The sequence below is a fragment of the Bradyrhizobium sp. HKCCYLRH2047 genome, from assembly GCF_051168175.1.
Classification (GTDB): Bacteria; Pseudomonadota; Alphaproteobacteria; order Rhizobiales; family Xanthobacteraceae; genus Bradyrhizobium.
In genome coordinates, this window is the sequence record NZ_JBNPUM010000002.1 from 584,436 (window position 1) to 609,246 (window position 24,811).

The 24,811-nt window shown below is 64.8% G+C and carries 22 protein-coding genes and 1 tRNA gene; 11 read left to right on the forward strand and 12 right to left on the reverse strand.

Going from position 1 to position 24,811, the window contains the following annotated elements:
• Positions 1-104 precede the first annotated feature (104 nt).
• Both ACQR1D_RS06255 and ACQR1D_RS06260 read right to left on the reverse strand, forming a co-directional pair.
• On the reverse strand, positions 105-1,484 hold the full coding sequence (locus tag ACQR1D_RS06255; RefSeq protein WP_315802622.1) for an ABC transporter substrate-binding protein: 1,380 nt from the start codon (positions 1,482-1,484) through the stop codon (positions 105-107).
• A 142-nt stretch (positions 1,485-1,626) separates the two neighbouring features.
• A complete protein-coding gene (locus ACQR1D_RS06260) occupies positions 1,627-3,576 on the reverse strand; it encodes an AsmA family protein (RefSeq protein ID WP_315802861.1) in 1,950 nt (649 codons plus the stop codon).
• Between the two features lie 310 nt (positions 3,577-3,886).
• Here ACQR1D_RS06260 and ACQR1D_RS06265 point away from each other — a divergent pair, with 310 nt between their 5' ends.
• Entirely contained in the window at positions 3,887-4,615 is a 729-nt protein-coding gene (locus ACQR1D_RS06265) for a CoA transferase subunit A (RefSeq protein WP_315802623.1), read from the forward strand.
• On the forward strand, positions 4,615-5,265 hold the full coding sequence (locus tag ACQR1D_RS06270; RefSeq protein ID WP_315802624.1) for a 3-oxoacid CoA-transferase subunit B: 651 nt from the start codon (positions 4,615-4,617) through the stop codon (positions 5,263-5,265). Before ACQR1D_RS06265 ends, ACQR1D_RS06270 begins: the two co-directional genes overlap by 1 nt.
• An 8-nt stretch (positions 5,266-5,273) precedes the next feature.
• Here ACQR1D_RS06270 and ACQR1D_RS06275 read toward each other — a convergent pair whose 3' ends face one another.
• From ACQR1D_RS06275 to ACQR1D_RS06290, 4 genes are all read right to left on the reverse strand, one after another.
• Entirely contained in the window at positions 5,274-6,995 is a 1,722-nt protein-coding gene (locus tag ACQR1D_RS06275; RefSeq protein WP_434839590.1) for a hypothetical protein, read from the reverse strand.
• Positions 6,996-7,173: 178 nt separating this feature from the next.
• Entirely contained in the window at positions 7,174-8,055 is an 882-nt protein-coding gene (locus ACQR1D_RS06280) for an SUMF1/EgtB/PvdO family nonheme iron enzyme (RefSeq protein ID WP_434839591.1), read from the reverse strand.
• A 52-nt stretch (positions 8,056-8,107) separates the two neighbouring features.
• Positions 8,108-9,202 carry a copper-containing nitrite reductase gene (gene nirK / locus ACQR1D_RS06285; RefSeq protein WP_434839592.1) on the reverse strand — a complete coding sequence of 365 codons (1,095 nt, stop codon included), beginning with the start codon at positions 9,200-9,202 and terminating at the stop codon, positions 8,108-8,110.
• 344 nt (positions 9,203-9,546) lie between these two features.
• Complete coding sequence (locus ACQR1D_RS06290; protein ID WP_315802628.1) at positions 9,547-9,756, reverse strand: hypothetical protein; 210 nt, start codon at positions 9,754-9,756, stop codon at positions 9,547-9,549.
• A 210-nt stretch (positions 9,757-9,966) separates the two neighbouring features.
• On the opposite strand from ACQR1D_RS06290, the gene hemN reads away from it, so the two are divergent.
• Positions 9,967-11,319, forward strand: a complete 1,353-nt coding sequence (gene hemN, locus ACQR1D_RS06295; protein ID WP_434839695.1) for an oxygen-independent coproporphyrinogen III oxidase — start codon at positions 9,967-9,969, stop codon at positions 11,317-11,319.
• Between the two features lie 78 nt (positions 11,320-11,397).
• Entirely contained in the window at positions 11,398-11,601 is a 204-nt protein-coding gene (locus tag ACQR1D_RS06300; protein WP_409997929.1) for a DUF1858 domain-containing protein, read from the forward strand.
• Here the strand turns inward: ACQR1D_RS06300 and ACQR1D_RS06305 are convergent, their stop codons facing one another.
• Entirely contained in the window at positions 11,602-12,321 is a 720-nt protein-coding gene (locus tag ACQR1D_RS06305; protein WP_315802629.1) for a Crp/Fnr family transcriptional regulator, read from the reverse strand.
• A gap of 165 nt (positions 12,322-12,486) precedes the next feature.
• Here ACQR1D_RS06305 and ACQR1D_RS06310 point away from each other — a divergent pair, with 165 nt between their 5' ends.
• Positions 12,487-13,698 carry an NnrS family protein gene (locus tag ACQR1D_RS06310; protein ID WP_434839593.1) on the forward strand — a complete coding sequence of 404 codons (1,212 nt, stop codon included), beginning with the start codon at positions 12,487-12,489 and terminating at the stop codon, positions 13,696-13,698.
• Here the strand turns inward: ACQR1D_RS06310 and ACQR1D_RS06315 are convergent.
• Complete coding sequence (locus tag ACQR1D_RS06315; RefSeq protein ID WP_434839594.1) at positions 13,683-17,012, reverse strand: PAS domain-containing protein; 3,330 nt, start codon at positions 17,010-17,012, stop codon at positions 13,683-13,685. The genes ACQR1D_RS06310 and ACQR1D_RS06315 overlap by 16 nt on opposite strands.
• A gap of 331 nt (positions 17,013-17,343) precedes the next feature.
• On the opposite strand from ACQR1D_RS06315, the gene ACQR1D_RS06320 reads away from it, so the two are divergent.
• From ACQR1D_RS06320 to ACQR1D_RS06340, 5 genes are all read left to right on the forward strand, one after another.
• Positions 17,344-17,724: a phasin gene (locus tag ACQR1D_RS06320; protein ID WP_434839595.1), complete on the forward strand. Its 381-nt coding sequence runs from the start codon at positions 17,344-17,346 to the stop codon at positions 17,722-17,724.
• Between the two features lie 204 nt (positions 17,725-17,928).
• Positions 17,929-18,363 carry a phasin gene (locus tag ACQR1D_RS06325; protein ID WP_315802633.1) on the forward strand — a complete coding sequence of 145 codons (435 nt, stop codon included), beginning with the start codon at positions 17,929-17,931 and terminating at the stop codon, positions 18,361-18,363.
• 261 nt (positions 18,364-18,624) lie between these two features.
• Positions 18,625-18,701, forward strand: a tRNA-His gene (locus ACQR1D_RS06330).
• A gap of 299 nt (positions 18,702-19,000) precedes the next feature.
• Complete coding sequence (locus ACQR1D_RS06335; protein WP_316179752.1) at positions 19,001-19,354, forward strand: hypothetical protein; 354 nt, start codon at positions 19,001-19,003, stop codon at positions 19,352-19,354.
• 274 nt (positions 19,355-19,628) lie between these two features.
• Positions 19,629-20,306: a ParA family protein gene (locus tag ACQR1D_RS06340; RefSeq protein ID WP_231327589.1), complete on the forward strand. Its 678-nt coding sequence runs from the start codon at positions 19,629-19,631 to the stop codon at positions 20,304-20,306.
• A gap of 111 nt (positions 20,307-20,417) precedes the next feature.
• Here ACQR1D_RS06340 and ACQR1D_RS06345 read toward each other — a convergent pair whose 3' ends face one another.
• From ACQR1D_RS06345 to trxB, 4 genes are all read right to left on the reverse strand, one after another.
• Positions 20,418-20,588, reverse strand: coding sequence for a hypothetical protein (locus tag ACQR1D_RS06345; RefSeq protein ID WP_315802635.1), 171 nt, complete (start codon positions 20,586-20,588; stop codon positions 20,418-20,420).
• A gap of 169 nt (positions 20,589-20,757) precedes the next feature.
• Positions 20,758-21,681 (reverse strand): 4-hydroxy-tetrahydrodipicolinate synthase, encoded by a 924-nt coding sequence (gene dapA, locus ACQR1D_RS06350; RefSeq protein ID WP_434839596.1) that lies wholly within the window; start codon positions 21,679-21,681, stop codon positions 20,758-20,760.
• A gap of 446 nt (positions 21,682-22,127) precedes the next feature.
• Positions 22,128-23,051: a LysR family transcriptional regulator gene (locus ACQR1D_RS06355; RefSeq protein ID WP_315717522.1), complete on the reverse strand. Its 924-nt coding sequence runs from the start codon at positions 23,049-23,051 to the stop codon at positions 22,128-22,130.
• A gap of 7 nt (positions 23,052-23,058) precedes the next feature.
• Positions 23,059-24,024: a thioredoxin-disulfide reductase gene (trxB, locus tag ACQR1D_RS06360; RefSeq protein WP_315802637.1), complete on the reverse strand. Its 966-nt coding sequence runs from the start codon at positions 24,022-24,024 to the stop codon at positions 23,059-23,061.
• Positions 24,025-24,312: 288 nt separating this feature from the next.
• Here trxB and ACQR1D_RS06365 point away from each other — a divergent pair, with 288 nt between their 5' ends.
• Entirely contained in the window at positions 24,313-24,792 is a 480-nt protein-coding gene (locus ACQR1D_RS06365) for an Lrp/AsnC family transcriptional regulator (protein ID WP_015664493.1), read from the forward strand.
• The last annotated feature ends 19 nt before the right edge of the window (positions 24,793-24,811 follow it).

The window sequence follows — 24,811 nt, forward strand, 5'->3', positions numbered from 1 at the left end:
TCCCGGGTCGTCTCTTCCCGCCTATAAGCCATCCCGGCCGCATGCGCTGCGGCCGGGATTTGTTGTCTTGTCAGGATCTCGCCAGTGCCTCGCGAGGCGAGAGACTAGCCGGCGACCTCCTTGAGCCGCGCGATCAGCTCGTCGACGGCCTTCTCGACCGGCACCTTCTCGCTGACAACGCGGTTCATCGCCTTCGCCCAGACGTTCTCATTGTTGAGGATCGTGAACTTGTAGTTCTTGGTGAAGTCGAACGGCGTGGTGCCGCCGGTGAACTGGGTGTACACGGCCTTGCGATGGCGGTCGGCCTGCCAGAACGGGCTCTTCTGGCCGGCGGTCGTCACCGGGAACCAGCGGCCCAGCGCGCCCTCGACGTAGGGACCGAGGTTCTCCTCCTGCATCAGGAACTTGATGAACTCCTTGGCCTGCGCCTTGTGCGGCGCATTGGCGAAGATCAGGCCGGTCTTGACGTCGGAGCGGTACTTGATCGGCGTGCCGTCGGGCTTGTTGGGGAAGGACGCGGTGATGATGTCCTCCTCATAGGCCTTCTTGCCGGCCGCGCGCTGCTCGGGTGTCAGCGCCGGGTTGGTGGAGTCCTCGAACCACTTGGCCGCGATCGAGATCGTGAAATTGTGGGTCATCACGATCGTCTTGTTGTGGAAGGCGACGTTGTTGTCCGGATCCTTCCACGTCGTGGACGAGGGCGGCGTGCAGCCCTTGATGTAGGTGTCGGTATAATCCTTCATCGCCTTGACGAGGCCGTCGCGCACCTTGGGGTCGTCGACCAAGAGCTTGCCATCGTCATCGACCAGCTTGACGTTGTAGGCGTCCATGAAGGTGTAGAACGACTGGAACGAGTCGGTGGATTCCACGCCCATCGGCTGGCCGACGCCGTAGATGCGCTGGCCGGTCGCCTTGCGGATCGCCGGCTGCACCTTGTCGCACCAGAACGTCCAATAGTCTTCCCACTTGGTCGGGATGTCGCTCTGCTTGAAGCCGGCCTTGCCCAGCATGTCGCCCCAGATCTGGACGTGCATGCTCTGCTGCTTCAGCGGGAAGCCGTAATAGGCCTTCTTCTTGGCGACGTTGTTGTAGAGGTAGGCGGTCTCGAGCGTGTTCGGAGCGAACGCCGACTTCATCGGCTCCAGGATGTCGGTGAGATCCTCGAGCTTGCCTTCGTAGGCCCACTTACCCTGCGCCTGAACGTCGTAGGTGTCCGCATAGGCTACGTCGGGCACGGTGCCGGAATCGAGCGCGGCGACCGTCTTCGGAATCATGTCCTGGATCGCGTATTGCGACAGCTCGACCTTGATGCCGGTCTTGGCCTCGAACTTCTTGACGACGTTGAGCAGCGCATCGTCCTCGGACTTGTAGAAGCCCTTGCTCCACCAGATCGTGATGGTGTCCTGAGCGATAGCTGGTGCTGCAGCGCAAAAAAGCCCGGCGGCTACTGCGATTGAAAGCGCACCCATTCCCCTGGATTTCACATGTCTCTCCCTGATCCGCCGATCTTGCTCGATCGGTTGTGGCGGGACACTAGCCCAGGGACCCGACGTGATCCAGAAGTAATATATCAGACATAGGTCGTGGCGGCGGCCGCGTCTCGGCACGCGAAGCAAGCCGAGTTGGTCAGTTCTGCTTGGTGGGAGTGCCGCCCGTCGGCGCGTCAGCCTGCGGCGCATTGTCCGGCTGGGCCGGGCGCAATCCGCCGCCAGTGAATCGTTCCAGCACCGAGCGCACCGCATCCCTCGTCTTGCGGTCCTTGACTGCATCGAGCAGAGGGGCGGCGGCCGGGGCGCGGCGGATCAGGCTTTCCGGATCGGGAAAGATCAGTGGATCTTCCCAGGGGCCCTGGACGACGAAAGGCAGTTCGAAGCCGTTGCTGCCATTGCCTGATGACAGCAGGCTCGCGACGCCCTTGAAATCGTATTCCCGTGTCGGCACCGAGGCCGTACCGGTCATCGTGATGCGCGCGGTCGGGCTCTCGACGCGGATGTCCTCCGCGGTCGCGATACCCTCGGAGAATTTGACCGCGATCGTCAGCGAATCGTAAGGCGTCGAGCCGGAGCGGAAGCTGCCGCCGCGCGACAGCGGGCTGCGCTCGAGGCGCTTCAGGAGCTGCTCGACGTTGAAGCCGGAGATCGCGCCATCGCGGCCCTGCAAATTGGCGCTGCCGTCGAGCGACTGGGCGAGCCCGAACGGGCTCGAGCCCGAAGCCGTCAGCGAGACGTTGAGATTGCCGCGTCCCGACAGCGACGACACGCCGAACATCTCGTTGGCGCAGGCCTGTAGATCGACATCGTTGAATTGCAGCTCAGCCTTCACGTCGGCCACGGTGTCGGCCCGGGCGATTCCGAACGAGCCGCGCACGATGCCGCCATACATCTGAGCCTCGCCGACCGAGAGGGCGAGCACGCCGTTGCGCAGGTTGGCGCCGAAGGCCGTGCGTCCGATTTTCGAGGAGCCGACCGTGACTTTTGCGGCCGATAGCCGCATGTCGAGGTCGGTGGTGGACAAGGCCTTGAGGTCGAACAGTTGCCGGTTCCAGTCGCGCGCACCATTGGCCAGCAGCCGGACTGTCGAGATGTAGGGGGTGAAGTCGAGCGCGTCGGCCGCCAGCGTCGCCTGCAGCGTCTGTCGGCCGTTATTGGCGTAGGTCATCACGCCTTCGGCGGTGTTGCCGTCGAGCTCGACGTTGACATTGGTGAGGGCGACCGAGGCGCCGACCACGTTGGCGCGGGCACGCAAGGCGAAGCGCCCGAAGCCGCCGCCGCCGAGCGGCGTCTGCCCCGTCCAGCGCAGCGCATCGCGGAGCGACGGGCTGTCCACGGTCAACGTGCCTTCCATCAGCGCGCTGGTGCGGTTCGCGACCGTGCCATCGAAGGCGACCTTCAGTGGCGGGCTGGCGAGACGCATCTTCAAGCCCGACCGGTCCCCCGACAGCGCAGCCAGGAAGTCGCTGACGCTGATGGAGCCCTCGATGCGCTGGCCGCGCCAATCGAACTGCCCGGTCGCCGCGAACGAGCGCGAGATCGACGGCCAGGCGAGCGACAGATCGATATCGTCGAGCCGCTCGGAAGCATGGTGGTCGGTGTCCTCGTAGACCAGGATGCCGTCCTGGATGCGGATCTCGGAGAACGACATCTGGCTGTCGGGCCCCGGACGCATCGTGCGCGCGATGGTCTCGATGAAGGGAGTCCAGTTGCTGTTGCCGTCGGCCTCGCGGGTGACGTTGATCTGCGGCCGCAGCATCATGACATCGGCGATTTCGAACCGCTGCAACAGCAGCGGCAGCAATTGCAGATTGGCGGTCAGCACGTCGACGCGCAGGGCCGGATCCTCGGTGCCGCTGCCCTTCAGGCCGACATCGTGGAACGAGACGTAGCTGCCCGGAAACAAGGAGACGTCGATATGTCCGTTGACGACGAGCTCGAGCCCGGTCACGGCGCGGATCTGGCGCTCCACCGCCTGCCGCAGTGCCTCGCGATTGACCAGCCAGGAGCTCGCCAGCAGGGCCACGAACGCGATGCCCAGCAGCACCGCGATCGGTGTGCCGAGGCGCCTCATTCCTTGGGCCATGGTCACGGACATGTCCTGGGATCGTCGGATCGCTGGTTGCGCGGGATGGGCAGGGTGCGCCGAAAACCCCTGCCAACATCAACAACTTGATGCGCTTTCTTGACGCTTTCAAGGCCACGCCGCCGGTGTGGCCGGATTGCGGCGGATCCCTGATATTCCGGACTCCGGATCGCCCCGGAGGCGCAGGCTGGCGCCACAGCTAAAGCAGGATGTGCGCGTTGGGAAGGCATCATTGACGCATTGCGAAGATTTCGCCTAATAATCCGGTCGATATCCGCGCGGTCGCCGCTCTGCATCAGGTCATTTCCGTATGAACAAGGTCTATCCGGACGCCAAATCCGCCCTTGCTGGCCTCCTCAAGGACGGCATGACCATCATGTCGGGTGGGTTCGGTCTTTGTGGCATCGCAGAAACCCTGTCCGACGCCATTCGCGAGTCCGGGGTGAAGGACCTCACCGTCATCTCCAACAATGCCGGGGTGGACGGCATCGGCCTCAGCCGGCTGCTGGAGACACGGCAGATCAAGAAGATGATCTCGTCCTATGTCGGCGAGAATAAGCTGTTTGCCCAGCAATATCTGGCCGGCGAGCTGGAGCTCGAATTCTGCCCGCAGGGCACCCTGGCCGAGCGCATCCGCGCCGGTGGCGCCGGCATCCCGGCCTTCTTCACCAAGACCGGCGTCGGCACGCTGGTCGCGGAGGGCAAGGAGGTGCGGGAGTTCGACGGCGAGAAATATCTGATGGAGCGCGGCCTGTTCGCCGATCTGGCGATCGTGCACGCCTGGAAGGGCGACACCGCCGGCAACCTCGTCTACCGCAAGACCGCGCGCAACTTCAATCCGATGATGGCCACTGCGGCCAGGGTGACAGTCGCGGAGGTCGAGCATCTGCTGCCGGCCGGCCAGATAGATCCCGACCACATTCATACGCCCGGCATCTTCGTCAAGCGCATTATCCAGGTCGGAACCGAACTGAAGCGCATCGAGCAACGCACCGTGCGCAAACGTGAAGCCGCCGCTGCAGCCGGGGAGGAAGTCTGATGGCCTGGACGCGAGAGCAGATGGCGGCGCGCGCCGCCAAGGAGCTGCGGGACGGCTACTACGTCAATCTCGGCATCGGCATTCCGACGCTGGTCTCCAACTTCATTCCGCCGGGCGTCGACGTCGCGCTGCAGAGCGAGAACGGCATGCTCGGCATGGGTCCGTTCCCCTATGAGGGCGAGGAGGATCCCGACCTCATCAATGCCGGCAAGCAGACCGTCACCGAGCTGCCGATCACCAGCTATTTCTCGTCAGCTGAATCCTTCGCCATGGTCCGCGGCGGCCACATCGACCTGTCGATCCTCGGCGCCATGCAGGTCGCCCAGAACGGAGATCTCGCCAACTGGATGATCCCCGGCAAGATGGTGAAGGGCATGGGCGGCGCGATGGATCTCGTCGCCGGCGTCAAGCGCGTGGTCGTGGTCATGGAGCACAGCGCCAAGGACGGCCCGAAGCTGCTCAAGCAGTGCACCTTGCCGCTGACCGGCGAGCGCGTGGTCGACATGGTGGTGACCGATCTGGCGGTGTTCACGATCGACAAGCACGGCAATGACGGCATGGCCCTGATCGAGCTCGCCGATGGCGTGACGCTCGACGAGGTCAAGGCCAAGACCGAAGCCGAGTTCCGGATCGCGCTCAAGAATGCCTGAGGGCGCGACTACCAGCGACGGCACAGCATCTCCGCGACCTTGACGGCGAGCCGGCACGCAGCATGCCGTGGCGGGCTCGCAGCAGCGGGCGGCGCGGTCTCCGCCAGCCCCTGGATGATGAGGCACGGCACACTGCGGCTGAGGCAGATCAGCCCCATCGCATAGGCCACGTTGTCCGTCGCAAGCGCACCTGGAAACGCTGCTGATATCTCGGCATCCGTGCCGTCGCCATCGCACGTCACTGTCATTCCTTCGAAGAACACGCCGATGTCATCCAGCATGCCATCCGTGGCCTCGTGCGCGAGGCGGCAAAGCTCGGGGTCGGCCGGAATGATCATTCCGCTGTCATCGACCGAGGGCGGCTCGGCAATGCTGAGCGCGTCGCGCAGCTTGATCTGAATCCGGAATGGCGCGACCGAGGTGGCAATGACGAGGTCACCGGGGCCGGCCCCGACGAATCGCGGGCCGCGGGAGACGTGCGGGAGATTCGGTCCCAGTGCCTCGGCCCGTCCCGGCATGATCAGCCACTGCGCCCCATGCTCTTCGATCGCCACTGCGGCCGCGCTCGCCACCTCGGCCATCGATCGCCCGAGGCATACGACCGCATGGAAGCAGGAATGCCTGATGATGGCGCGCGCCGCGTTGCGCTGTTCAATCAGTGTGCCCGGGCCCATGGCCTGGACCAGGGCTTCGATATCCTCCGGCGTTTCGACCACGAAGCCGATCGTGTTGGCTTTGGCATGGAGAAATCGCAGCGCGTCGAGCATCGCGTTGATGCTGGCCTTCTCCCGACCATCGAGCTGCTGCCACAGCGCTTCGAGCACATCCAGGGAGGCCTCGATGCCGGCGCCGATCACGCCCTGGCCGAGCGGGCGGCCGGGTGTCTCACAACGGTAGAGCTCCTCCAAGGCCTGCAGGACGGTTCTGCGGTCCTTGACGGCGTAGGCTCCTTGCAGGATGCGCGCGAGAACCTGGGCGCGCTTGCCAAGTTCGAGCGGAACGGCAAGCCAGGCAAAATCAGCCAGCTCGGCGGCCTGCTCGCTGGCGGCACGCTGAAATTCGCCGACGACCTGACCGTAGTGCCAGCACAATTGCCACGGGGTCACCTGCCTCCCGCGATACCTGCCGCGCTCGATGCGTTCGAGCGATTGTGCCTGCAACTCGTTGCGCAGGTCGGGATCCATTCCCGATGCGCGGGAATCCAGCAGCCGATAGGCGCGTGTTGCGATCGCCGGTCCGAACCATTCGTGCTCGGGGTCGCCGACCGAGAGACCGCTGGGCATGCGGATGTGGACCGTCCTGCGAAACTGGTCGAGCTCGCGTCTTGCCACCTGGGCCGCGGTCACCGAGACCTGCTGTACCTCGAACAAGCCGTCGACGACACTGGCCCAGTCCCAGAAGTCGTCGCCATAGAACGGAATGCGATATTGGCGGCTCGCGACGATCCGTGCGCAAACCTGTTCGATGGCGGGAGCCACACGATCCAGAATATCCTTGCGCGCCAGCGCGCCGTCCGTGAGACATTGGTGCACGAGACGCGCCGCGCCCGCATTCACCACATGCCAGTCCTTGGCGGCGAACTTAGGCGACGTCCGCAGATATTCGAGCGCGTCGATGAGGCAGCGTCCAGCCAGTGCGCGAGGCGAATCGTCGTCGAACCAGCTGGTGTTGCCAATTCCGTAACCATGCAGGTCGGACGTGAAGAAGACCGGCGGATGTCGAGAATTCACACTCGCCTCCTGGTCCGCTCATCGCGTCTCTCAACGGAAATTGTCTAACGTTTGTAGCTTACATCTCGCAACCGAAAGTTGATTTTGTATGACTGTCATTTGTGCCAGTGCCAGGGCACCGCCGATCCGGCACCGGCGTCGGCTGCTGTCGAGCGTGCTTGAGGCTGAGCATGCCGCGTCATGCGCGAATGGCGCCGAGGAGCCGGCTGAGGCGCTGCGTCAGGCTGCGGCTCCATGAAGGCTGTTCGCGGACCAGGCGGAAGCCGAGATTGGCAGGTGGCGTGCCGGAGGCGCACCCGCCGGCGCGCGCGTCGCGGATGAAGTCGGTCACGTAGGCTCGATGCGCGCCTTCGGCCAGCCGCACGCCGCAATTGCTGACGGTCTTGGTGACGCGACCTGCACTATCCTGCATCTTGCGTGTGAAGCAGGTCGAGGTCCATTCCCAGACATTGCCCGCCAAGTCAGCAACGCCGTGCTCATTGATGCCGAAGCCGCCGAAGCCGCGCGTCTCGGAGTCCTCTTGCAGGGCGGCTTCCCGTTCGTAGCGGGCAATCCAGCGCCGCGAGGGATCGGCGTCGTCGATCGAGACGCCATCTTCCTTGAAGCGGCTGCCCGCCGCATAGGCCCACTCGGTATCGGTCGGCAGACGATAGCTGTGGCCGGTCCGGCGTGAGAGCCATTCAGCGTAGGCCACCGCGTCATGCCAACTCACCTGCACGGCCGGGCGATCGATGGCGATGGGAACGTTGCGATCGAGCGCGCGGCACGCATGCGCTTGGACGCAGGCGTGGTAGTCTGCGGCACTGACCTGGTTCGTCATGATCGTCAGCGGATGATCAAAGCGGACCGTCGTGATGGGAGCTTCGGCCTGCCGCCCGCTGCGGAGATGGTCACCGGAGTCGCGGTAGCTGATCGTACCGGGTGCGATCTCGGTGAGGGCAGGGCCGTCGAGGCCCGCAGCGCGGTTTGGCAGATCTGCAAGGATCGGTGCCATTGCGGTCGGGCCAGCCAATCCGACGACGCAGGCGATGGTGAGCTTGATCTTGAAAGCGAGCAGCATGGCAGCACACTCAGGAGAGTGGGGGCCGGATACGCCGGCCCCCCTGGGCCGATCAGTTCGTCGTGCCGGTCGGAATGTCCGCCGGGGCTTTGACCTGCGTCATCAGGTCGTCATTCCACTTGCCTTCGACCTTGAAATGGGCGGTCGCGCCGAGATTGGCCGCCTCGATCAGGTTGTGGGTGACGTAGGCGTAGATGCCGGGCTGCAGGAATTTGTAGAGCGCGGCGCCCGCCGAGCCGCCGCGGATGAACCAGGTCTCGAGCCCGGTCTCCGGCGCGTTCGAAAATTTTCCGGTCTCCCAGACATAGTCGCCGTGGCCGCCGATCAGATGCGGACGACTATCGCGATTCGCCTGCGAGTGCACGATCAGAACGTTCTCGCCGACATTGGCCGTGAGCGCATTCTTTCCGGTGAGCGCGCCGGCCTTGCCGTTGAACACCACATGGGTCGGCGTGAGCTTGCGCATGACCTCCTCGGTGTCGCTATAGGCTTCGCCGGGCGAGTCGTAGGACTTGAAGTTTCCCTTGTCGTCGCGCGGGACGTAGAGGTCCTGCTCGCCGATGTAGTAGATGCGATCATAGCGCAGCGCGTGTCCGCGGCCGTCATTGAGACCGTCGCGCGGCAGCACCATCACGGCGCCGTTCATGCCGGAGACGACATGCCAGGGGATCATCGGTCCGCCCGGGGCGCAGTGGTAGACGAACACGCCGGTCCGCGTCGCCTTCCAGCGTAGCACGACCTGCTCGCCCGGATTGACCAGGGTCAGCGCGCCGCCGCCCAGCGCTCCGGTCGCGGAGTGGAAGTCGATATTATGCGGCATGCTGTTGGTCGCGGGATTGACCAGGGTCACCTCGACATAGTCGCCCTCATGGACCACCATCAGCGGGCCTGGCATCGAGCCGTTGAATGTCATGGCCTGGAAGGTGGTGCCCTTCTCGTCGATCACCATCTTCTTCTCCTGGACCACGAGCTTGAACTCCATGATCTTGGGTCCCTGCTTGGTCGCCTGCTCGTGCGCATGCACGAACGGCGGAGCCACCAGATCGACCTTCTGGCGCGGCAGCTTGAGGTCCTCGGCCATCGCGGGAGCCGCAATCATCATCGCGGCGATGGCTGCACTGAACATGGCGGTGCGGCGGGTCAACATGGATCGCTCCTTCATTGGATCTGTTGTAGTGCCGCAATCAGCATGCTCCCGTTGGAACTCGGCTTGTTTGTGCTGCAACAAGCAACTTCGCAATTGCGGAATCAGACGGCGGATTTCGAGCGAGATTGGCGCGACTGTACCCGCGCAGAGCGCTAATGAGTTGCATCGGCGCGCAGTTTCTTGGGAGGCCGGACAGGATGCGGAGCAAAGCGGGGCAGACTGTCCCGCGCGACTACGCGATTAGACGGGCCTCTATCCGTTTGCCGATACAGCACGAGAACCGCGGGCGCTATGATGCGCGCTTCAGAGCAGAGCCCTGGACCGACAATGGGCTCCCGAACTCATCAGCTCAGCCAGCGCACCGTCAGCAACACAACGAAGGCCACTGCTGCCGCGATGCAAAACACCGTGGTCATGAACATGGCGATGTTGCCGAGCAGGCCCGTTGGCCCCGACTCGTCACGGAACGATTCGAAGCCGTCGGACTGGGGGATATGGCCGCGGATGCCGGCGAGGAGAGCAAATGAACGGATCAGCAGTTGCAAAGCTTCCATTGCGGCTTCCTCGAATCGTCAACAAATCAATGATGACGTGAAATGAGCCGGCCACATTGAGGAAGCGCAAAGTCCGCGGTGATCACCGGCATTCTACTGAGTCAACAGGTATCTGCCGGCCGCGCCTTGAGAAAGCTCAAGGCCGTCCCTCTTGCCTTGTGTCAAGAATCTTCGAACCCCAGGTCGACACGCTCAGGTGATAGGCAGGACATGAGACCAGATCTTGCAGCATGCTACGGACAGGAGCGCCTCCCGCGCTACACCAGCTATCCTACGGCGCCTCATTTCTCCGCCGCGGTCGGCCCGTCCACCTACGCAGAATGGCTGCGCGCGATACCAGCGAGCGCGACGGCATCGTTATACCTGCATGTGCCCTTCTGTCGCTCGATGTGCTGGTATTGCGGCTGCAACACCATGGTCGCCAAACGCGACGAGCCGATTGCGGTCTACGAATCGGCCCTGCGTTGCGAGGTCGACATGGTGGCGCGCCAGATCGGCCGGCGGCTGCAGGTCGGGCACATTCATTTCGGCGGCGGCACGCCCACCATCATGGCGCCGGAGTCCTTTGTCGATCTCGTCGGATCGCTGCGCCATTCCTTTTTCGTGCTGCCGTCGGCGGAGATCGCCATCGAGATAGATCCGCGCACGCTGACGCCGGAGATGATCGCGGCGCTGGGGGTGAGCGGGGTCAATCGCGCCAGCCTGGGCGTGCAGAGCTTCGATCCGCGGGTGCAGCAGGCCATCAACCGGGTGCAGAGCTTCGAGCAGACCGCGGCGGCGACGAACGGATTGCGTCAGGCCGGCGTTGCCGGCATCAACTTCGACCTGATCTACGGACTGCCGCATCAGAGCGTTGAGTCGTGTCTCGACACCGTCCGGCGCGCCATCGACCTGCGCCCCGACCGGCTCTCCGTGTTCGGCTACGCTCATGTGCCATCGTTCAAGACGCACCAGCGCAAGATTCAGGACTCGGCGTTGCCGGACAGTCTGGAACGCTACGATCAGGCCTGCGCGATCGCTGACGCGCTGAAGGACGCCGGCTACGTGCAGATCGGGCTCGATCATTTCGCCTTGCCCACGGATCCCATGACCATCGCGTTCCGCGAAGGCCGCCTGCATCGCAATTTCCAGGGCTATACGACCGATACAAATGATCTGCTGCTCGGCTTCGGGGCCTCGGCGATCGGGCAGCTGCCGCAAGGTTATGTCCAGAACGCGCCGCAGGTCCGGGCCTATGAGCAGAAGATCGCCTCCGGCAGCCTCGCGACCGTGAAAGGCTATGGACTGACCGATGACGACCGCCTGCGGGCCGACATCATCGAGCGCATCATGTGCGACTACGGCGTGGACCTCGATGTCATCTGCACCCGCCATGGCACGGACACCGACGACATGCTGAGATCGGCGCCGCGGCTGCAATCGTTGATCTCCGACGGTGTGGTCGAGCTCAACGGCGGTGCGCTCGCGGTGACCGAGCATTCCCGGTTCCTGGTGCGCAGTGTCGCCGCGGCGTTCGATGCGCATCTCGACGCGTCGAAGCAGCTGCACAGCCGGGCGGTCTGACCGTCGAGGTGCCGCGGTGCTTGTGCCGCGACAAAGACCGCCAACGGCATGCCCGCTACCATTCGCGCTGGACTTGGAATGGAGGCGCGCATGCCAATCTCCTTCGATGAACTGGTCGACGATGTCATGCGGCGAAGCCCGGAGACCATCGGCGTCTTTCTTGCTTTCCAGATGCGTTGCGTCGGTTGCCCGATCGCCTGCTTTCACAACGTCGCGGATGCCTGCCACGAGCATGGCGTCGATCCCGACGCGTTCCTCTCGGCGCTGTGTGCCTGCGCGTGATCAGCTACGCGATGCGGCCGCATCGCCGGCGCCCTGCTGCGCCAGCAGCACGATCTTGTGCGGCTCGCGCAGGACGATCTTCTGACGCCCGCTTTCGACCAGGCCGAGCTGCTCCCAGCCGGAGAGGATGCGGCTCACCGTGTGCAGCGTCGTCCCGGTCATCTGCGCAATGTCCTGCCGGCTGATCGGGAAATCGATCTGCACGCCATGATCGAGCTTGCGGCCGGCCTGGTTGGCGAGCCGGAGCAGCGCATGCGCGATGCGCTGCTCCACCTGCTGGGTCGACATCTCGATCACGCGCGCATGGGTTTCCTGCAGCCGCTGGCCGACCGTCTGCAGCGTGTTCGCCGCCAGCGACGGAAACCTCGCAACCAGTCTCGGCCATGCGGCGGACGGCCAGGCCAGCACGATGCTGTCGTCGACGGCGGTCGCAGTCGCCGGATAGTGCTGCAGGCCGATGGCCGGGGCGACGCCGAACGTATCCCCGGGCACGACGTAGCGCACCACGATCTGGTCGCCGGTCGGCGTCGTCTTGCTGGCGCGGACATGGCCGTGCAGCAGCAGGAAGAACGAGATCGCATCGGCGCCCTGCTCGAACACCGCGCCGTTGCGTGGAACGCGAATCGAACGGGCTTCGCGCAGCACATCCGTCAGATCCTCCGCGGACAGCCCCGCAAACAGCGGCAGATGCGCGACCAGCGAGCGGTCGATGGAAGCCATGATATTCTCCGGGCCGACGGCGGATTTTGCCCGCTCAATAGCACGTTTTTGCGATCCGTCGGAAGTTTGTGCTGGCGCAAGCCATATCGGACGACGCGCAACTACATGTTAAGCACACAGCGCCATATCGGCGCGGTTCCCGTCGCCCATCGAGCGAGCATGCACATGGCCATTCCACGCAACTATCAGGGCTGGACCGTCCTCGCCAACGGGTTCAGGCCGTTCTTTCTGCTCGGCGCGCTCCAGGCTGCGCTGGCGATCCTGATCTGGCTCCCGGCCTTTTACGGCGAGCTGAAGCTGAGCTCGGGCTTTGCCCCCCGAGACTGGCACGTGCACGAGATGCTCTACGGCTACCTGCCGGCCATCGTCACCGGCTTCCTGTTCACGGCGATCCCGAACTGGACCGGACGGCTGCCGATCCGGGGCGTGCCGCTGCTCACCCTCGTGCTGGTCTGGATGGCCGGACGACTGGCGGTGACGATGTCTGCGCTCGGTCCGTGGTGGGCCGCGATGCTGATCGATGCGAGCTTCCTGGTGCTCGTCGTGCTGGCCGCCGCCCGCGAGATCGTCGCCGGGCGGAATTGGCGGAATCTGCCGGTGGTCGCGATCGTCACGGTGCTGTGCGCCGGCAACATCGCGTTCCATGTCGAGGCTCATCTGCGCGGTTCGGCCGACTACGCGATCCGCATCGGCGTTGCCGTGATCGTGCTGCTGCTCGCACTGATCGGCGGCCGCATCACGCCGAGCTTCACCCGCAACTGGCTGGTCAAGCACAATCCCGGCCGGCTGCCGGTGCCGTTCGGCCGCTTCGACCTTGCCGTCGTCCTGTTCAGCGCGCTGAGCCTGCTCGGCTGGATCCTGGCTCCCGAAAGTGCGGCAACGGCGCTCGCGCTCGCTGCGGCCGGCGCGCTGCACGGAGCGAGGCTCGCGCGCTGGGCCGGTGATCGCACCTTGCGCGAGCGTTTGCTGGTGATCCTGCATGTCGGCTATTTGTTCGTGCCGCTCGGCTTCCTGCTCACGGCCGCCGCCAGCCTCGGATGGATTCTGCCGAGCGCGGGGCTGCACGCCTGGATGGTCGGGGCCGCCGGCATCACGACGCTCGCCGTCATGACGCGGGCCACGCTCGGCCACACCGGCGAGGCGCTGACGGCCGCGCCCGCGACCCAGGCGATCTATCTGGCGATCATCGTCGCAGCGGTCACGCGGGTCTGCGCCGTGTTGGCGCCGACGCATGCCGAGGCGCTGCTGCACGTCGCGGCGTTGGCCTGGATCATTGCCTTCGCCGGCTTCGTGGTGGCGTTCGGTCCGCTCCTGCTCGGCCTCAAGCGTCGTTCACTGGCGGTGCGACGGGCGGGATCGGCTCAGCCGGTGCTCTGATTGCGCGCCACGGCGCGCGAGAACACCACCTCGATCAGCGTGCCGGATTTCGGCGCCGCCTTGATGTGAAACTGCGCCCGGTTGGCCTCGACCAACGCCTTGGTGAGCGACAGGCTGAGACCGGCGCCGTCGGAGCCTTGCTCGGCCGCCGAGGGCGCACGGAACGGTTCGAGCGCGGCGGCCACCTCCTGATCGTTCAGGCCATGACCGGTGTCGCGCACGCGCAGCGCGACCTCGCCGAAATCGGTCAGCGCGGTCGAGACGATGACCTGGCCGCCGGGATTGGCCAGCGAGATCGAGGCCGAGATCAGGTTCATCGCGATCTGGCGCAGCGCCCTGACGTCGGCGATCACCGGCGGCAGCAGTTGCGACAGCGAGGTGCGGATGATGATGCGGGCGCGGTTGGCCTGCGGCTGCATCGCTGCGACGCAGCCCTCCACCAGCTCGTTCAAATTTTGGCTGGTGAAAGCGAGCTCGAGCTTCCCGGTCTCGATGCGCGACAGCTCCAGGAGATCGTCGATCAGGGACACCACGCGCTCGCCCGAGGCGCGGATATCCTTCATGTATTCGGCGTAGCGGGTGTTGCCGATCGTGCCGAAACGTTCGCCGATCATGACCTCGGCAAAGCCGATGATCGCGTTCAGCGGCGCGCGCACCTCGTGGCTGATCCGGGCGAGCATGTCGGCCTTGGCGTTGGCGGCCCGATCGGCGACGCGACGGGCCTGCAGCAGCTCGCTTTCGCCGCGGCGGAGCTGCGACAGATCGCGAAACACGGCGAAGAAATTCGGACCGTCGGTCCTGGTCCGGCCAATTGCCATCGACAACGGAATGACGCCGCCCTGAGCGATCTTCCCGAGCACCTCGTGGCCCTTGTCGAGCCCGCTCGACGCGCCGGACTGCTGCGCGCTGTCGAGATAGTCGAGCACGAGGCGTGCGCTCTCCGGTGCGAACAGCTCGATCAGGTTGCGGCGGACCAGCGCCGCGCCATCGTAACCGAACAGCGCCTCGGCGCTGCGGTTGCAGGCGTGGATGTTGCCGCCGGCGTCGAACATCAGGATGCCCTCGGCGGTGACGTCGAGGATCGCCGCCAGATCTTCGGCTTCGGCGTGGCCCGCAGCCGGAGGCGGGGCGACGACCAGCGCGGCGGGGGCCGGGGCCGGCATCGGTGCCACGTCGGTCGTCGGAATCGCAGCCGCAGGGCCGGGCAACGGAGCGAAGATCAGGGCATGCGCGCTATCGCCGTCCCAGGTGATCGTGAACAGGCGGGCTTCCGCCTTCACCTCCTCGCTGGAGGAGCCGTCGGCGGCCGAGATCGTGACGGGAGTGCCGGCCTCGGACTTGTTGGGTGCAGATGACACGCCCGGCTCGACATAGAGCGCATCGAGCCCGCCGGCCTGCTCCAAGGCCGCAAGGTCGGCGTAGCCCATCTGCTTGAAGAAGGCCGGGTTACCGTAGAGCAGGCGGTCGAGCCGGTAGATCAGCATGCCCGTGGGCAGCAGGTCGAGCAGGATGCGGTCGCGCTGGCTGTCGCCCTGGGCCGGCGGCTCCTCGGGTGTGAGCCATTCGGTGTGCAGCTCCGCGCCTTGATCGGGCGCCGTCTCCGTCGCCGACGGAGCCTGCTGCGGCGGCGGGACGAGCGGATCGCTCATTCGCGATCCCGGCTCGGGCACCACGCCCTGGACGTCCGCGGGCGCGTTGCGGATCTCACCTTCGAGGCGGGCCGACAGCTGGCGCGCGAGCTCATGAAACGCACTGTTCTCCACCGGCGTGAGCACAGGATGCTTGGACTCGCCCGGAGCGCGGAACGGGACCACGTTCCCGGTCGTTTCGAGCCCGATGCCCTCGATGTGGTGTACGTCCGGCGCAATGGAAGCCTCACGCGATGACGCAGTGACGTTGTCCTGCTGCGGCGGCACATCTGCGGCCCGCACATGGTCGGATTGGGCAAGCTCGGTTTCGTCGGCGTCCGGAACATCGGTCGCGGCTGCATCGGTCGATGCGGGGCGACGCAGTGCGGCCAGCCGGTCCAGGGCGTCGAGGTCGCGACAGACACCGAAGCCGCGATAGCCGGCATGGGTCCTGTCCTCCGCCAGGACGGGCAGTCCCGACAATTCGACCGCAAGCCGCTCGCCCTCGGCGGGCCAGCTGACGACGAGCCCGCTCCAGGTCTCTTTCGTTTCGATCGCGGCACCGACCCGCCCGTCGGGATCGAGGCCTAGCGATGCAGCGAGCTCATGCCAGGGACGGCCGAGCTCGGCGGCGCCGTGCCGCCCGATCAGGTGGGTGAATTCATCGGAGCCGATCGAGAACCGTCCCTCGGCATCCATCTGCCAGGAAAATCGGAGCGGATGGCGACGGCCGACTAAAGGCTCCGCCGCGCCGGATTCGGCAGGATGCGCGTGATCTTCCGTTTGCGGCGCCGGCGCCTTGAACAGATCAGCTTCGGCCGGATCGTCGATCAGCAGGAACTCGGCCGGCGCGTCGTTCGACAGCGCGGGGGATTCGTCGTCGGTTTGGCGTTCAGTCATTGCATCCATCGGAAGAGGAGGCGAAGTCACGACCGCGGGCCCAGCGGCAACATCCACGGGGGCTGATGATGCCGGGGCGGCATCTGCGGTTGGCTCAGGTATTGGCGCCGAGCCCGGCGCCTCGATCTCGTCGGCAGGGGCCGGCATCGGGACGGCCACCAGCCCGACCTGATTGCCGCTGCCGATGCGGTAGAGCGCTGCGCGCTCCGTGCCGAACGTCACCTCGGCCATGCCATCGGCCAGCGCCGCCCTGCGTATCTCGACGAAATCCGGCTCGGTCAGGTCGCGCATGCCGAACAGGCGCCGTCCGGCTGAACTAATGCCGGCGAACTGGCCGTCCTGGGTGAATGCGATCAGCGCATGCTCGCTCGTCTCCGCCAGCCGCTTCAGGCGATCCGCCAGTGGGAAGCTACGTCCACCCCCGTCAGTGCTGGTGATCAGCACCGCGCGCGTGCCATCGGGCAGGTCGATCCTGGCGCAGCCGCAGGTCGCGAGCGTGCCGAGCGGCGCGCCGAAACCACGTAGACGTTCCAGCCGCAAAGCGCCGGTCTCGGGCAGCCGCCGTCCCAATTGAGCGACCTGGCGGCGATGCGCGTCGGCGGGGCCGAACGTTTTCGCGATCAGCGCCGCTGCGCTTGTCGCACCGAGGGCGCGCGCACCGGCCGCATTGGCCCACAGCACACGGCCGCCATCGGCCGACCATAGCCAGGCCGGCAGACTGCCGGCGGCGTGGACGGCCAGCCGGGGGTCGCTGAGGGCCTGCAATTCGAGATCGGCGTGGGTCATGGGCGACGACGGCGAACGGCTCTTGTGATGTTGATCGGCCGTGGATGACCGGCGGCCGGAACTGGAAGCGTTAAGAATTCGTTACTATCGCGCGTTTTGAGGGCCGAGGTCCACGGCGGGGCCGCACTCCTGTCCTGCTAAAGCTTGGATAACCTTAATGTGTTCCTCGTGAGCCCCCGGGCTCGGAATCGCGGCGAAACCGGCATGGACCGTTGCAATCTCGGCTCTCGATAGCACGATGATACCCTGGACTGGTTCGGGGCCGCTCGGCAGCGGGAAAGCTGCTGAGAGACGAGGGCGCAGCCAATCGGGACTTCAGAAGGAGGAAAGCATGACCGACGATGGACGACGGTCCGAAATTCCGAAAGACGTGCGGGCAATGGCGGAGGCGGGCTTCGACCAGGCACGTCAGACGTTTGAGAAGTTTCTGGCCGGAGCGGAGGCGACGGCCGGCTCGCTCGAACAGCGCGGTGCGACAGTGCGGGCCGGAGCCAAGGACATCGGCTCCAAGGTCTTGTCCTACGCGGAAAAGAACGTCCAGTCGTCGCTCGACTACGCCCAATCGCTGGTCCACGCCAAGGACCTGCCCGAGGTGCTGCGGCTGCACAGCGAATTCGTTCAGGGCCAGATGCGATCGCTCGCCGAACAGGCAAGCGAAGTCGGCCAGGCCATCGGCAAGGCCGCGATCGACGCAACCAAGCCCAAGGCCTGATCAGACATGCCTCGATCCCCCTTTTTCTGGAAGCGGGCGCGGCAACAGTTCCTGATAGTGGAATTTCCGTTGCGTTGCACAAAAGCGCCACGATATAGCTCTACGCGAGGTTGTTACCTCCCAGGGGCGGTTCCTCTGCGTGATCCGAAGTGACTTCCCGATTGCCGGGCCGGTCCAGTCTCAATGTTTCGAAGGATGCATGCCATGACCAATGCCACCGATCCTTTCTCCGCGTCGATCATTCCGTTCGAGGTTCCCGAACAGGTACGCGCGCTCGCCGAAAAAGGCGTGTCGCAGGCCCGCGAGAACTACGCCAAGTTCAAGGACGCTGCGGAAACCCACAATTCGGCCATCGAGGCCTTCTTCGCCAACGCCAGCAAGGGCGCCGGCGTCTACTCGTCGAAGGTCATGGAATTCACGAAGGCCAATACCACCGCGTCGCTCGACTTCGCCCAGGAGCTGTTCGGTGTGAAGTCGCCGTCGGAGGCGATGGAGCTGTGGACCGGTTTCGCGCGCAAGCAGTTCGAGACCTTCACCGCCCAGGCCAAGGAGCTTGGCGAGCTCGGCCAGAAGGTTGCGGCCGAGACGGTCGAGCCGATCAAGGAAAGCGCCACCAAGCTGTTCAAGACGGCGGCCTGAGGCAGCCTCAAGTCTCGCCAGGTGCGCGATGCGGCCGCGCGCCGACATGGACGGCGGTAGATCCAGAACCCGGGCGCGTTGCGGCCGGGTTCGATACTTTCTGGGCTCCCCGCTTGAACGGGGGCTCGCTCGGGCCGAAACGGCGTCAAAAAACGCAGTCATGGCAGGGGACTTTATCCGTTCTCGGCCTTGCCAAATTCGCCCGTTGCACCTAGTTTCCGGCCCGTTCGGACGCCCCTCGCGGGCAGTCCCATGGCGGATGCAGTTGTAGCTCAGTTGGTTAGAGCGCCTGTCTGTGGAACAGGAGGTCGGTGGTTCGAGCCCACCCAACTGTACCATGGCCGGGACCATCGCTGGGCCGTTCGCAAGCTCACCTCTATCCGTGCTCCGCGTCCCATTGATCGTGCGCCGTGATTGGTCGCCCGTCGCGACCTCTCGCGCATGGCTGTGGCCGGGGCGTGGCCGCAGAGCTTTGCCCGCGGAAGCCTGAGCCCGGTCTCCGTATTTCGACGGATATATCGCCGGGCGTGCGCTCGCTTGCGGTTTGCCGCGCCGGATCGGTAGCACGGCGTGGCACTGTTGCTTGCGAATCCGGTCTCCTTCAATCACACTTTGCGGCAACGAGGGGGAGGGGACGATGAGAGGGATTGATCTCGATCCACGCATCTCTGCCGTACTGATCGTAATGGCCGCGCTGTTAGTCCCCGTAACCGCACGGGCCTATACCGCCGAGCAGGAGCAGGCATGCACAGGCGATGCGTTCCGGCTTTGTAGTTCCGACATTCCCGACGTCGATCGTGTCACCGCCTGCATGATTCGCCGCAAGGCCGAGCTGTCGCCGTCATGCCGCGCCCAATTCGGGCCGCCAGAGCGCCAGGCAGCGTCATCTGGCCGCGCGGAACGGCCGATGAGCATTCGTCCTGTCACCAGGAAGCCGGTCACTGCGCGCGCTGGCAAATCGAAGAAGTCGACGCGACCAGACGCGACCTGAGCGATGCCGATTGCCGCCTTTGGCGGCACTCGGCATGACCGCAGTCTTCGGACGCACACCTCGATGCGCAGCCTCAACATGTAAATGCGATGGGGCATGACCGGATGTTGTCGAACATCGCCGCCTGATCTGCTGTTTTGCCTGCTTTGGTGTGACTCAAAAACCAATGCGTTTCGGCAATCAGGAGTTACGTCTTATCAATCGCTAAATTTATCTTCCGCGAATCAGTCCGCTGATTCATTTTCGCTGCCGGGGTCAATCTGGAGGCCAAGGTATGAACGTTATTGTTTTCGCATCGCGTAAGGGCGGTTCAGGCAAGAGCACCCTGGCCGCCCATCTCGCTGCGCAGATCAAGTCGAGCAAGTCTTGTCTGCTCATCGATGCCGACCCTCAGGGGTCGCTCACGCTTTGGCACAAGCTGCGCGGCACCAACGAGCCGCCGATCAAGACGGCCGTGAACTCGGTGAGCGCGATCGTGTCCGCCGCCCGCCGCGACGGCGTCGAGTGGGTGCTGATCGATACGCCGCCGACCATCTCGGCCGTCGTCGAGGATGCGATCAAGAATGCGACCATGGTAATCATCCCGGCCCGCCCCGGCGTGTTCGACGTCAACGCGGTGCAGGAGACGATCCAGACCTGCCGCGCCGCGCGCAAGCCCTACGCGGTCGTTCTCAATGGCGCGCCAGCGCGCCGCGACGATGCCGAAAGTCCGATCGTCACCATCGCCCGCGAAGCGCTGGCGAAGTTCAAGGCCCCGGTGTGGGGCGGCCAGATCACCAACCGCGCCGATCTGCTGATGGCGCTGGGCCAGGGTGAAGGCGTGCGCGAATATTATGCGGAGGGCCGTGCTGCGGCCGAGATCGCACGCCTCTGGGCTGCGATCGAGCGTTCGGTGCGGGCTATTCGCGGTACTGTGTCGGCCAACGGCGCCATGCACAAGCAGGCGGCCTGATCGCGGCATCAGATGGGGCATCGACGCGCGGTCCTCCGCGCGTTTTTTGCGTCGGGTCACAAGCTCTCGCGTGAGTGCCGAATTCGCGCCGCGCGAGAGGGCTTGGCGAGGTCAGGCAACCATCAGGAAATAGAAGGCGATTGCCGGCGTCAGGGTCAGGATCACGGACCAGATCCCGACCGCCCAGAGAATGTCTTCGACGCTGAAACCCTGATGCTCAGGGTATGGATGATCCTGCAAAGCCACGACGTCCTCGCGCTCTTTGACGTTTTCAACATCCATAGCGGAACATCTTTAAACACGAGGTTGCGGACTGCGCCGCTTTTGATCGCGTTTGTTAGCTCGGATTAACCACGGAGATTCTGCTCCGGCTCCACAGCGGTGGCGCGGCTCTGCCTGGCCTTTCCGATCGGGAAGGCCAGGCAGAGCCAGCGAATGGGTTGGGGCGTGCTCAGGCAACGCGGTTCTGCGTGGTCGTCGGCTGGCGCCGCTCGATCTGCTGATCCAGCCGTGCGGCCAGCTCGGCGCCAACCTCTACCATTGGCAGCCGTACTTCTGGGCTCGCAATGACGCCGGTGCGCGCCAGCCAGTACTTGGCCGGTGCGGGGCTCGGCTCGGTGAACAGCAGTCGCGTGAGATGCTCGACCAGCGCCCAGCACGCTGCTGCCGCGTCGTGACGGCCGGCCTTCACGTGCTGCAGGATTGCGGCAAACGTCTCGGTCTCCAGATGTGCCGAGAGCAGGATGGCGCCGTCGGCACCGGCCTGCAGCGCATCGAAGCTCTGGGCGTCTTCGCCCGTCAGGATATGAAACCCTGCGCGCCGACGCGTGATCAGGTCGCGCGTCTGCGTGCGGTTGGCGCAGCAATCCTTGAGGCCAGCGATAGCGGGATGCTCGGCGAGCTGCAGCAATGTCTCGTTGTCGAGGCCAACCGCCGAGCGATAGGGAATGTTGTAGAGCACGATCGGATGGGCGGTGCGGTCGGCCAACGCGGTGAAATGCGCCAGCAGGCCGCGCTGCGACGGACGCACGTAAGGCGGACTCGAGATCAGATAGAAGTCGATCGGCCATGACGAGGTTCGGTCGAGCGCTTCGATCACCTCGGCCGTCGCCACGCCGCCGACACCGAGACAGATCGGCAGCGGCCGGCCGATGGTGTCGAGCTCGTCCCGGACCACGCTGATCAGACGGGCGCGCTCGTCCCATGACAGCGCCAGTCCTTCGCCTGACGTGGCACCGAGCACCAGTCCATCGATCGGCTTGGCGGCGTAGTGCCGAACCAGATTGCGTAAGGATGGTTCGTCGAGCGCGCCATCGCGGAACGGCGTGATCAGGGGCAGCCAGAGGCCTCGCAGTCGGGTCGTAACGTTGGTCATGGTCCATCTCCTTGGGTGGCAGGAGCCGGAGACGGGACACGCAAAAAAGCCCCGTCCTCGCGACGGGGCTGGTGATGCGGCGGTGAATTCGAGAGATTCTAGCGCGCGCGTCCACATGTCCCCGGGAGGGGAGCTTTTTTCGACAACAACTTGGCGTGCGAAGACGTGGACATGCGATCTAGATGCGCGGTGCAGGCGATGCTGTCAACGCCGCATCGGGCACGACACGGAAACATTCGGCAAAAAAATAGCCGGGCCCAAATGAGCCCGGCTGGAGGTATTGGCCAAAGAGGCCGACACAATCACCTTCCAAGAGGGATTTCTGAGCGCTCGCGCCACTGGAGGAGGGGGACAATGCGCAACGCCAACGCTCAGCACATGCTCACTATGGGCTCTCGCATGGCGTCGCAGCAACCATGCAAGCCGCATGTCAGACATGCACAATGTCACGCCGGCCAGCGCTGCGCTTTGCTCACGACGAAGTCACGGAACACTTGAACGCGTGCGACCGTCTTCAATTCCTCGGGATAGACGAAGTAGGTGTCGAGCTGGATCGAATCCGACTCTCCGAACAATTGCACGAGACGGCTGTTTTCCTCGACGAGGTAGTCCGGCAGCGCGGCGATGCCGAGCCCTTGCTGGCAGGCGCGGACCAGGCCGAGAATGTTGTTGACCCTGAAATAGGCCTCGCGCGGACCGGATCCGTTGCGGCCGGCATCGACCAGCCAGCTGCGGTTCTGCAGATGCGGGGCGACCTGGCCGTCGGCCAGCATGATAATGCGATGATCATCGAGCTCGTCGAGGGTGCGCGGCGTACCGAAGCGCTTGACGTATTCCGGCGAGCAATAGGCGTGGAAGCTGATCGCGAACAGCTTGCGCTGGATCAGATCGGGCTGGGTCGGCTTGCGGGTACGGATCGCCACGTCGGCCTCGCGCATCGACAGATCGAGCTCCTCGTCGGTGACGATCAGCGAGATCCGGATCTCCGGATAGAGCGCGGTGAATTCCCCGAGCCGCGGGATCAGCCAGTTGATGCCGACGCCCGGGGTTGTCGTGATCTTCAGATCGCCGCTCGGCCGCTCGCGGCTGTCGGTCAGCTTGGCGCGCGCCGCCTGCAATTGCATGAAGACGTCATGCGCGGTCCGGAACAGCAGGTCGCCCTGCTCGGTAAGGATCAGCCCGCGGGCGTGACGGTGGAACAGCGAGACTGCGAGCTCCTGCTCGAGCGCACTGACTTGGCGCGACACCGCCGATTGCGACAGCCCGAGCTGCTCCCCGGCATGCGTGAAGCTGCCTGCTTCCGCCGCTGCGTGAAACACCTTCAGCTTGTCCCAATCCATATCCGTAAATCCATCCCGTGATCGTGGCATCGTCAGTTCATTCCGCCGCGGCGCGTTCGCTCGCGGCGTGGGCGAGGAAGCGTTCGGCTTCGAGGGCAGCCATGCAGCCCATGCCGGCGGCGGTGATCGCCTGCCGATAGGTTTCATCGGCGACGTCGCCGGCGGCAAACACGCCGGGAACGGAGGTCGCGGTCGAGCCCGGCACCACCTCGACGTAACCGGACGGTTTCAATTTGAGCTGACCGGCGACCAGCTCCGTGGCCGGCGCATGGCCGATCGCGACGAACACGCCGTCGGCGGGCAGCTCGGTGAGCGCGCCGGTCTTGACGTTCTTCAGCCTGACATGCGTGACCTTGGATGGCGAGCTCGCGCCGCAGATCTCATCCAGGGCGCTGTCCCAGACGACCTTGATCTTGGGATGCTTGAACAGCCGCTCCTGCAGGATGCGCTCGGCGCGGAAATGGTCGCGCCGGTGCACGACGGTGACGGCCGACGCGAAATTGGTCAGGAACAGCGCTTCCTCGACCGCGGTGTTGCCGCCGCCGACGACGATGACCTCCTTGCCGCGATAGAAGAAGCCGTCGCAGGTCGCGCAGGCCGAGACGCCGAAGCCCTTGAACGTCTCCTCCGACGGCAGCCCGAGCCAGCGCGCCTGGGCGCCGGTCGCCAGAATGACGGTCTCGGCGAGGTAGACGTCACCGGAGTCGCAGGTCAGGCGGAACGGACGCTGACCCAGCTCGAGCTTGGTCACGAGGTCGGTCTTGATCTGGGCGCCGACATGCGTCGCCTGCTTCTCCATCTGCTCCATCAGCCAGGGACCCTGGATGACGTCGGCAAAGCCCGGATAGTTCTCGACGTCGGTGGTGATGGTGAGCTGCCCGCCGGGCTGGATGCCCTGGATCAGCACCGGCTCCAGCATAGCTCGTGCCGCGTAGATCGCCGCCGTATAGCCGGCAGGGCCGGAACCGATGATGACGACTTTGGCATGGATCGGAGCTTGCATGTGACCGAAGACTCGCTGGGAGAGGGAGAATTGACGACGCAGCGAGCGGAATGCGCAAAAGAAACGCCCCGAAGCCCCATCGAAAATGTCAAATCCAAGTCTAAGCCATCTGGCAAGCTATGCAAGAATTGCAACGCATCTCGGCGAATTTTCCCTTCACGACCCGGTCAACGGGGGAAATCTAAAGTAATAAAATTGCGCAAATTGACCAGCCTGCGCTAAGAGAGTTGCCCATCGTCCCCCGGCGCCCCTGCGCCTCCTCCTATCCCGCCAGAGCCCACAATCCCCGTGTCCAAGAATCTTGATGAGATCGATCTCAAAATCCTGAGCGAAATCCAGGCCGATGGCAGGATCACCAATGTCGAGCTCGCCAAGCGGGTCGGCATCTCGCCGCCGCCTTGCCTGCGCCGGGTCAGGACCCTGGAGGAGGAAGGCTACATCACCGGCTACCGGGGCCTGCTCGACCCGCGCAAGCTCGGCTTCGATGTGACCGTGTTCGCCTCGGTCCACCTATCCAGCCAGGCGGACGCCGACCTGAAGGCGTTCGAAGAGTTCGTGCGGTCCGAGCCGCTGGTGCGGGAATGCTGGATGCTGTCCGGTGAGGTGGACTTCATCCTGAAATGCGTGGCACCGGACATGGCGACGTTCCAGGAGTTCGTGACGCATCTGACGGCGGCGCCCCATGTGCGCAACGTCAGGACCTCGCTGGTGCTGCATAACTCCAAATACGAGGCGGCGGTGCCGCTCGAGGTCAAGGGACGGAGCTAGGCCTCGAGGGTCATTCCGG

What these genes read in the sequence shown, in the direction of transcription:
- ACQR1D_RS06260 (WP_315802861.1), bottom strand. Translation starts at nt 3,576, where the DNA reads ATGGCCCAAGGAATGAGGCGCCTCGGCACACCGATCGCGGTGCTGCTG.
- ACQR1D_RS06265 (WP_315802623.1), top strand. Translation starts at nt 3,887, where the DNA reads ATGAACAAGGTCTATCCGGACGCCAAATCCGCCCTTGCTGGCCTCCTC.
- ACQR1D_RS06270 (WP_315802624.1), top strand. Translation starts at nt 4,615, where the DNA reads ATGGCCTGGACGCGAGAGCAGATGGCGGCGCGCGCCGCCAAGGAGCTG.
- ACQR1D_RS06280 (WP_434839591.1), bottom strand. Translation starts at nt 8,055, where the DNA reads ATGCTGCTCGCTTTCAAGATCAAGCTCACCATCGCCTGCGTCGTCGGA.
- nirK (WP_434839592.1), bottom strand. Translation starts at nt 9,202, where the DNA reads ATGTTGACCCGCCGCACCGCCATGTTCAGTGCAGCCATCGCCGCGATG.
- ACQR1D_RS06290 (WP_315802628.1), bottom strand. Translation starts at nt 9,756, where the DNA reads ATGGAAGCTTTGCAACTGCTGATCCGTTCATTTGCTCTCCTCGCCGGC.
- hemN (WP_434839695.1), top strand. Translation starts at nt 9,967, where the DNA reads ATGAGACCAGATCTTGCAGCATGCTACGGACAGGAGCGCCTCCCGCGC.
- ACQR1D_RS06300 (WP_409997929.1), top strand. Translation starts at nt 11,398, where the DNA reads ATGGAGGCGCGCATGCCAATCTCCTTCGATGAACTGGTCGACGATGTC.
- ACQR1D_RS06305 (WP_315802629.1), bottom strand. Translation starts at nt 12,321, where the DNA reads ATGGCTTCCATCGACCGCTCGCTGGTCGCGCATCTGCCGCTGTTTGCG.
- ACQR1D_RS06310 (WP_434839593.1), top strand. Translation starts at nt 12,487, where the DNA reads ATGGCCATTCCACGCAACTATCAGGGCTGGACCGTCCTCGCCAACGGG.
- ACQR1D_RS06315 (WP_434839594.1), bottom strand. Translation starts at nt 17,012, where the DNA reads ATGACCCACGCCGATCTCGAATTGCAGGCCCTCAGCGACCCCCGGCTG.
- ACQR1D_RS06320 (WP_434839595.1), top strand. Translation starts at nt 17,344, where the DNA reads ATGACCGACGATGGACGACGGTCCGAAATTCCGAAAGACGTGCGGGCA.
- ACQR1D_RS06325 (WP_315802633.1), top strand. Translation starts at nt 17,929, where the DNA reads ATGACCAATGCCACCGATCCTTTCTCCGCGTCGATCATTCCGTTCGAG.
- ACQR1D_RS06335 (WP_316179752.1), top strand. Translation starts at nt 19,001, where the DNA reads ATGAGAGGGATTGATCTCGATCCACGCATCTCTGCCGTACTGATCGTA.
- ACQR1D_RS06340 (WP_231327589.1), top strand. Translation starts at nt 19,629, where the DNA reads ATGAACGTTATTGTTTTCGCATCGCGTAAGGGCGGTTCAGGCAAGAGC.
- ACQR1D_RS06345 (WP_315802635.1), bottom strand. Translation starts at nt 20,588, where the DNA reads ATGGATGTTGAAAACGTCAAAGAGCGCGAGGACGTCGTGGCTTTGCAG.
- dapA (WP_434839596.1), bottom strand. Translation starts at nt 21,681, where the DNA reads ATGACCAACGTTACGACCCGACTGCGAGGCCTCTGGCTGCCCCTGATC.
- ACQR1D_RS06355 (WP_315717522.1), bottom strand. Translation starts at nt 23,051, where the DNA reads ATGCCACGATCACGGGATGGATTTACGGATATGGATTGGGACAAGCTG.
- trxB (WP_315802637.1), bottom strand. Translation starts at nt 24,024, where the DNA reads ATGCAAGCTCCGATCCATGCCAAAGTCGTCATCATCGGTTCCGGCCCT.